Annotated in this window: 5 protein-coding genes; 4 read left to right on the top strand and 1 reads right to left on the bottom strand. The window is 41.1% G+C overall.

Annotated elements, in window-relative coordinates; translation table 11 throughout:
* The first annotated feature begins 200 nt into the window (after window positions 1-200).
* From G592_RS0114595 to hisS, 4 genes are read left to right on the top strand one after another with little or no spacing between them, the layout of a single operon-like run.
* Window positions 201-2,501 carry a RelA/SpoT family protein gene (locus G592_RS0114595; RefSeq protein ID WP_028248455.1) on the top strand — a complete coding sequence of 767 codons (2,301 nt, stop codon included), beginning with the start codon at window positions 201-203 and terminating at the stop codon, window positions 2,499-2,501.
* Between the two features lie 9 nt (window positions 2,502-2,510).
* Window positions 2,511-3,134 (top strand): MBL fold metallo-hydrolase, encoded by a 624-nt coding sequence (locus G592_RS0114590; RefSeq protein ID WP_051194956.1) that lies wholly within the window; start codon window positions 2,511-2,513, stop codon window positions 3,132-3,134.
* Window positions 3,135-3,146: 12 nt separating this feature from the next.
* Window positions 3,147-4,586, top strand: a complete 1,440-nt coding sequence (hemZ, locus tag G592_RS0114585; protein WP_028248453.1) for a coproporphyrinogen dehydrogenase HemZ — start codon at window positions 3,147-3,149, stop codon at window positions 4,584-4,586.
* Window positions 4,577-5,836, top strand: a complete 1,260-nt coding sequence (hisS, locus tag G592_RS0114580) for a histidine--tRNA ligase (protein WP_028248452.1) — start codon at window positions 4,577-4,579, stop codon at window positions 5,834-5,836. The genes hemZ and hisS overlap by 10 nt, the downstream gene beginning before the upstream one ends.
* Window positions 5,837-5,882: 46 nt before the next feature.
* On the opposite strand, the gene G592_RS0114575 is transcribed toward hisS, so the two are convergent.
* Window positions 5,883-6,407, bottom strand: coding sequence for a flavin reductase (locus G592_RS0114575; protein WP_028248451.1), 525 nt, complete (start codon window positions 6,405-6,407; stop codon window positions 5,883-5,885).
* Between the last annotated feature and the right edge of the window lie 2 nt (window positions 6,408-6,409).

Raw genomic sequence — 6,409 nt, 5'->3', positions numbered from 1 at the left:
TAATAAAAATATTGTAATCAAAATAGGATTTGATAATAATGAGATATTTAGATTTAATATCAAATTTAAACGGTCTACAAGATTAAGTTATAAAACTATAAATCTTAAGAAACACAGAATTTTCGGGATTAGAAATATTGCTTTTTAGAGGCCTAAATAATATAATATCTAATAAAATTTTTTAGGAAGGTGGTGATATCGTGGCAGAGAAAAATAAGTCTGAATTAGAAGTGCTTGAAAAGAAAATCTCTGGGGAGAACCGCGGTGTCATCGCTACGACTGATTTTGTGGATCCTGAGGAGCTCTACAAAGAGCTTATTTGTCGTGTCCAGAAATATCATCCTAATACAGACATATCAATGATTGAAAAGGCTTATCAGGTTGCAGCCACAGCCCATGAAGGGCAGGTTCGCAAATCTGGTGAGCCTTATATTATTCACCCACTTTGTGTAGCTATTATTCTTGCTGATTTGGAGCTTGATAAGGAGACTATCGTAGCAGGTATTCTTCACGATGTTGTAGAAGATACTATTTACACTAAAGAAGAATTGGCTGAGATATTCTCTGAAGAAGTTGCAGAGCTTGTTGACGGCGTTACAAAGTTAGGTCAGTTAAATTATGATGCTGATAAGGTGGAGATTCAGGCAGAGAATCTCCGTAAGATGTTCCTTGCCATGGCAAAGGATATCCGCGTCATCCTTATTAAGCTCGCCGATAGACTTCACAACATGCGTACTTTAAAGTACATGATTCCTGAGAAGCAGAAGGAGAAGGCACGTGAGACTATGGAGATTTATGCTCCATTGGCACAGCGTCTTGGTATCAGCAGGGTCAAAATTGAGCTTGATGATTTATCTCTTAAATATCTTGAGCCAGATGCATATTATGATTTGGTGGAGAAGATTGCTCTTCGAAAGAGTCAGCGTACAGATTACATTAATTCATTAGTAGATGACGTGCGTAAGCACATTGATGCTGCAGAGATTCAGGCAGAGGTTTATGGCCGCGCAAAGCATTTCTTCAGTATATATAAGAAGATGGTCAACCAGCATAAGACCATCGATCAGATTTATGATTTATTCGCAGTTCGTATTATCGTAGATTCTATCAAGGACTGTTATGCTGCCCTCGGTGTTATCCACGAGATGTACACACCTATCCCAGGCCGTTTCAAAGATTACATAGCTATGCCAAAGCCTAACATGTATCAGTCTTTGCATACTACAGTTATCGGTCCTAATGGTGCGCCATTCGAAATCCAGATTCGTACATATGAAATGCATCGTACCAGTGAATACGGTATCGCAGCTCACTGGAAATATAAGGAAAGTGGAGAAGGCTCCACAGTTGTTGGCGAGGAAGAGAAGCTTTCTTGGCTTAGAGAAATCCTCGAGTGGCAGCAGGAAATCTCCGATAATAAGGAGTTCTCATCACTGCTTAAATCAGATCTAAATCTGTTTTCTGATACAGTTTTCTGTTTCACTCCATCAGGAGATGTTAAGAACCTTCCAAATGGTTCTACACCTATCGATTTTGCCTATGCTATTCATTCGGCAGTAGGTAATCGTATGATTGGTGCAAAGGTAAACGGAAAACTTGTACCTATCGATTATGTTATTCAAAACGGCGATCGTATCGAGATTGTCACATCTCAGAATACAAACGGACCTAGCCGTGACTGGTTAAATATTGTTAAATCTTCACAGGCTAAGAACAAAATCAACCAGTGGTTCCGCACCCAGTCCAAGGACGAGAATATCGCAAAGGGAAAGGAATTGCTCATCAATTCTGCAAAGCAGAAGGGTGTGGATTTAGGTGAAATCAATAAGCCTAAATACCAGGAGCTCATTAAGAATAAATACGGCTTCCACAGTTGGGAAGATACTCTGGCTGCAGTTGGTCAGGGTGCCATCAAGGAAGGTGCCGTTATCAATAGAATGTTCACTGCATGGCAGAAGGATCATCCAGTGAAGATGACTGACGAAGAAGTGTTGGCAGAGCATACAGGCTCCGAGAAGATTCGTCCTAAGTCAAAGAATGGTATCACAGTTAGTGGTCTTTATGACGTTTCAGTACGTTTCTCTAAATGCTGTAATCCAGTGCCAGGTGATGAAATCGTAGGCTTTGTTACAAGAGGTCGTGGCGTTTCTATCCACCGTACCGATTGTATCAACATGATTAACCTTCCAGACTTTGAGAAGGAGCGTCTCATTGAGGCTGAATGGGCTGCTGGAGCAGAAGCTGACGGCAGAAGTGGCGGTGTATATCTTACAGAGATTAATATCTACGGCAATAACCGTACAGGCCTCCTTGTGGATATCACACGTATCTTTACTGAGCGTGAGATTGACATCGATTCAATCCACTCTAAGACCAGCAAGCAGGGTGTTGCTACCATTACTATTAAGTTTGGTACACAGAGCAAGGAACAGCTCAGAGCCCTTGTTGAGAAGATTAAACAGGTAGAATCTATCATAGATGTAGAAAGACCTAGAGGATAGTTTTATTTAATGAAAGTTATGCATATATTATTGCCAGTTTGCGCTATGAACTGCTATCTGGCAATCAATGAAGAGACAAATGAATCAATTATTATAGATCCAGGCTCATCGCCTAAGCGTATCAAGGCAGGCATTGAGCAGTCAGGTACTACACCAGTTGCTATTTTAATTACTCATGGTCATTTTGATCATGTAGGTGCAGCCGATGAAATCGCCGCAGAATACGGCGTTAAGATTTATGCATACGAAGGTGAGCGTGAGACACTTGAAAATCCTCATATCAATCTTTCAGCTGATATGATTTTCCAGTCAACAGCCTATCACGCAGATGTTTATCTTAAGGATAATCAGGAAGTGGAGTTGGCAGGTCTTACAGTTAAATGCCTCGCCACACCAGGTCACACACCAGGTGGCTGTTGCTTCTATTTTGAAAAAGAAGGAATCGTTTTTACGGGAGATACTCTTTTCTGTGGTTCGGTTGGACGTACAGATTTTCCAGGTGGTTCTATGTCACAGCTTGTGCATAGCATCAATGAGAAGCTTTTAGTGCTTCCAGGTGATACTATTTGCTATCCTGGACATGAAGCTCCTACAACTGTTGAGTTTGAACGTAACAACAATATGTTTTTATAATAGGAATAATTAATGATATACATACAGTTAAACGAAAATAATTTCGAATACGACATATATTCACTTGTGAAAGCCTTCTATCCAAAGGAAGAGGTCAAGATTTCTACAGAGCCTGTCCCAGAGGATGCAGGGCTTCTTTTTTCGATGCAGGTGAACTATTCAAATAATATACTGACTCTGGATGGAAGAGAGATTCAGATTGATTACGAGAATCGTCCAGATACAAAGAATCGCCTGAAACTGGCTATTTATGAGAGCTTACATGAGCGCACAGGTAAGGATTTGCCTTGGGGTACCCTCACAGGTATTCGTCCTACAAAGATTTCCCTTGGAATGATAGAAGAGGGCTCCAGCGATGCAGATGTCACAGCTTATATGCGTGAGACTTACCTTACATCCCAGTCAAAGATTGACCTGAGCCTTCAGGTTTCCCATAAGGAGCATGAGCTTCTTTCAAAGATTGATTACGATAACGGTTATTCAGTGTACATCGGCATTCCATTTTGCCCTAGTACATGTCTTTACTGCTCATTCACTTCTTACCCAATTGGACTTTGGACAAAGAAGCTTGATGATTATATTGATGCTTTGGAGAAGGAGATGGCCTTCACAGCAGAGTCTTGCAAGGGCAAGAGCCTTACTACTATTTACATCGGTGGTGGCACACCTACATCCCTTGATGCAGAGCATTTAGAGAGACTTCTCACACTGGTTGATAGATACTTCAACACCAGTGATTTGCTGGAATATACTATAGAGGCAGGCAGACCTGACTCTATTACACTTGAGAAGCTTCAGGTTATAAAGAATCATCCGGTGACTCGTATTTCCATTAACCCACAGACCATGAATCAGAAGACTCTTGATCTGATTGGTCGTTTCCACAAGGTGGAAGATATTCACAGAGTATTTGGATGGGCAAGAGAACTGGGCTTTAAGAATATCAACATGGATCTTATCCTTGGTCTTCCAGGTGAGACTATCGAGGATGTGGCATACACATTATCTGAGGTGGAAAAGCTTGCTCCGGACAATCTTACAGTCCATTCGCTGGCACTGAAGCATTCAGCTCGCCTTAATTATGACAGAGAAGCTTACGAGGATTATCTTATTGATAACTCTCAGAAGCATATGGATATCTGCCTTGAAGCTGCAAAGCGCATGGGTATGGCACCATACTATTTATATCGCCAGAAAAATATGGCAGCTAATTTAGAGAATATAGGCTATTCTACTCCAGGAAATGAGGGATTATATAATATCTTGATAATGGAGGAGAAACAAACTATAATGGCACTTGGTTGCGGCACGGCCTGCAAGTTCGTTACAGACCATGGCAAGACTGTTACAAGATGCGAAAATGTCAAGGATGTCCAGCTTTACATGGACCGAATTGATGAAATGATAGAAAGAAAACGTGAAAGACTTAGAGAGGATTTGAAATGGCTTTAAACAAGAAACCAGTTAACGGAATGAAGGACATTCTTCCATACGAGATGGAAGTTCGCGATTATGTTACATCTATTATTAAGGATACATATCGTTCATTTGGATTTACACCAATTGAGACACCAGCTATGGAGTCTATTGGAAATCTTTCAAATAAGCAGGGTGGAGAAAATGAGAAGCTTATCTTCAAGGTAATGAAGAGAGGTGAGAAGCTCAACATCCCTGAGGCAACTACAGAGGAGCAGGTTGTAGATTTCGGTATGAGATATGACCTTACAGTACCTCTTTGCCGTTTCTATTCAAATCACGCTAATGAGCTTTCATCACCATTTAAGGCTCTTCAGATTGGTTCTGTTTGGAGAGCAGACAGACCACAGCGTGGACGTTACAGACAGTTTACACAGTGTGATATCGATATCCTTGGTGAGCCTAGCAACCTTGCAGAGATTGAGCTTATCCTTGCTACTACTACAACACTTGGTAGAATTGGATTTAAGAACTTCGAGATTCGTATCAACGAGCGTCGTATCTTAAAGGCTATGGCTGCTTACGCAGGATTCTCTGAGGAGGATTATGATTCAATCTTCATCACACTTGATAAGATGGATAAGATTGGACTTGATGGAGTATCAGCAGAGCTTCTTGAGGCTGGATATTCTAAGGAGTCTATCGATAAATACGTAGAGTTATTTGCAGTTCTTGAGAATGTTAAGGATGTTGCAGCTGGCATGGATGTACTTCTTGATAAGCTTGGCGAGTTCCTTGATACAGAGGTTGCAGATTGGATGCGTGAAATTGCAGCAGCAGTTAACGCTACAAAGGAAGCTAAGTTTGAGCTTGTATTTGACCCTACACTTGTACGTGGTATGAGCTACTACACAGGTACAATCTTCGAGATTGCTATTCCAGAGTTCGGCGGAAGCTGCGGTGGTGGCGGCCGTTACGACAAGATGATTGGAAACTTCACAGGTCAGAACACACCTGCATGCGGATTCTCAATCGGATTTGAGCGTATCATCCTTCTTCTTATGGAGCAGGGCTTCAAGGTTCCAGGCGCTAGCAAGAAGGTGGCTTACCTTGTAGAGAAAGGCTATCCAGCAGAGAAGCTTGCTGAGGTAATGTCTCAGGCTAAGGAAGCTCGTGCAAACGGACAGACTGTACTTGTTGTAAGAATGAACAAGAATAAGAAGTTCCAGAAGGAACAGCTTACAAACGATGGATATGAAGAGTTCGTAGAGTTCTTTAATCGATAGAACGGCAAATCAAAAAGGACTGGGAAACCAGTCCTTTTTAATTTGCTTATCTTGCTCTTATATCAAGAATTTCTCCAATATACATTGTGTGGAAATCATCCAAATGCTTTTCAGTATATTCTGTATCCAAAATCTTAGGGTCTAAGATTGTATTCTCAGTCATTGGCACTGCAGCAATTTTTCTGCAGAGGATAATAAAGTTTGCGTCATCAATGTATGGGCAATTCATTGCATGCTCAATTTCAACGCGACAGGCAGCCAGCTTATCCTCGTTACGTCCGCTTAGCTGATCAAGTACTTTCATAAGTCTCTCATTGTTTTTTTCGTTCATATCAAAGAAGCAGGCACTGAAATATTCACTGTCATCCAAAAGCTCTTTCGTGTATCTTGTATTTCGAAGGAAGGCAAATACTACATTTTTACCCCAAATATGACCAACACCACCATTGTGGGATGACATAGCATTGATTTTTCCATTGGCTTCAGCGACGATGGCAACGCCTTCATCTGCCACCTTTTGAATTGGATTCCATTCTAACATGTTGATTGGATAAGGTTGAAATGTGTGCATAT

The sequence above is a fragment of the Pseudobutyrivibrio ruminis CF1b genome (assembly GCF_000424005.1).
Lineage (GTDB): Bacteria > Bacillota > Clostridia > Lachnospirales > Lachnospiraceae > Pseudobutyrivibrio > Pseudobutyrivibrio ruminis_C.
Note: the sequence above shows the minus strand (reverse complement) of the source record. Positions and strands in the feature narration are given on the sequence as shown.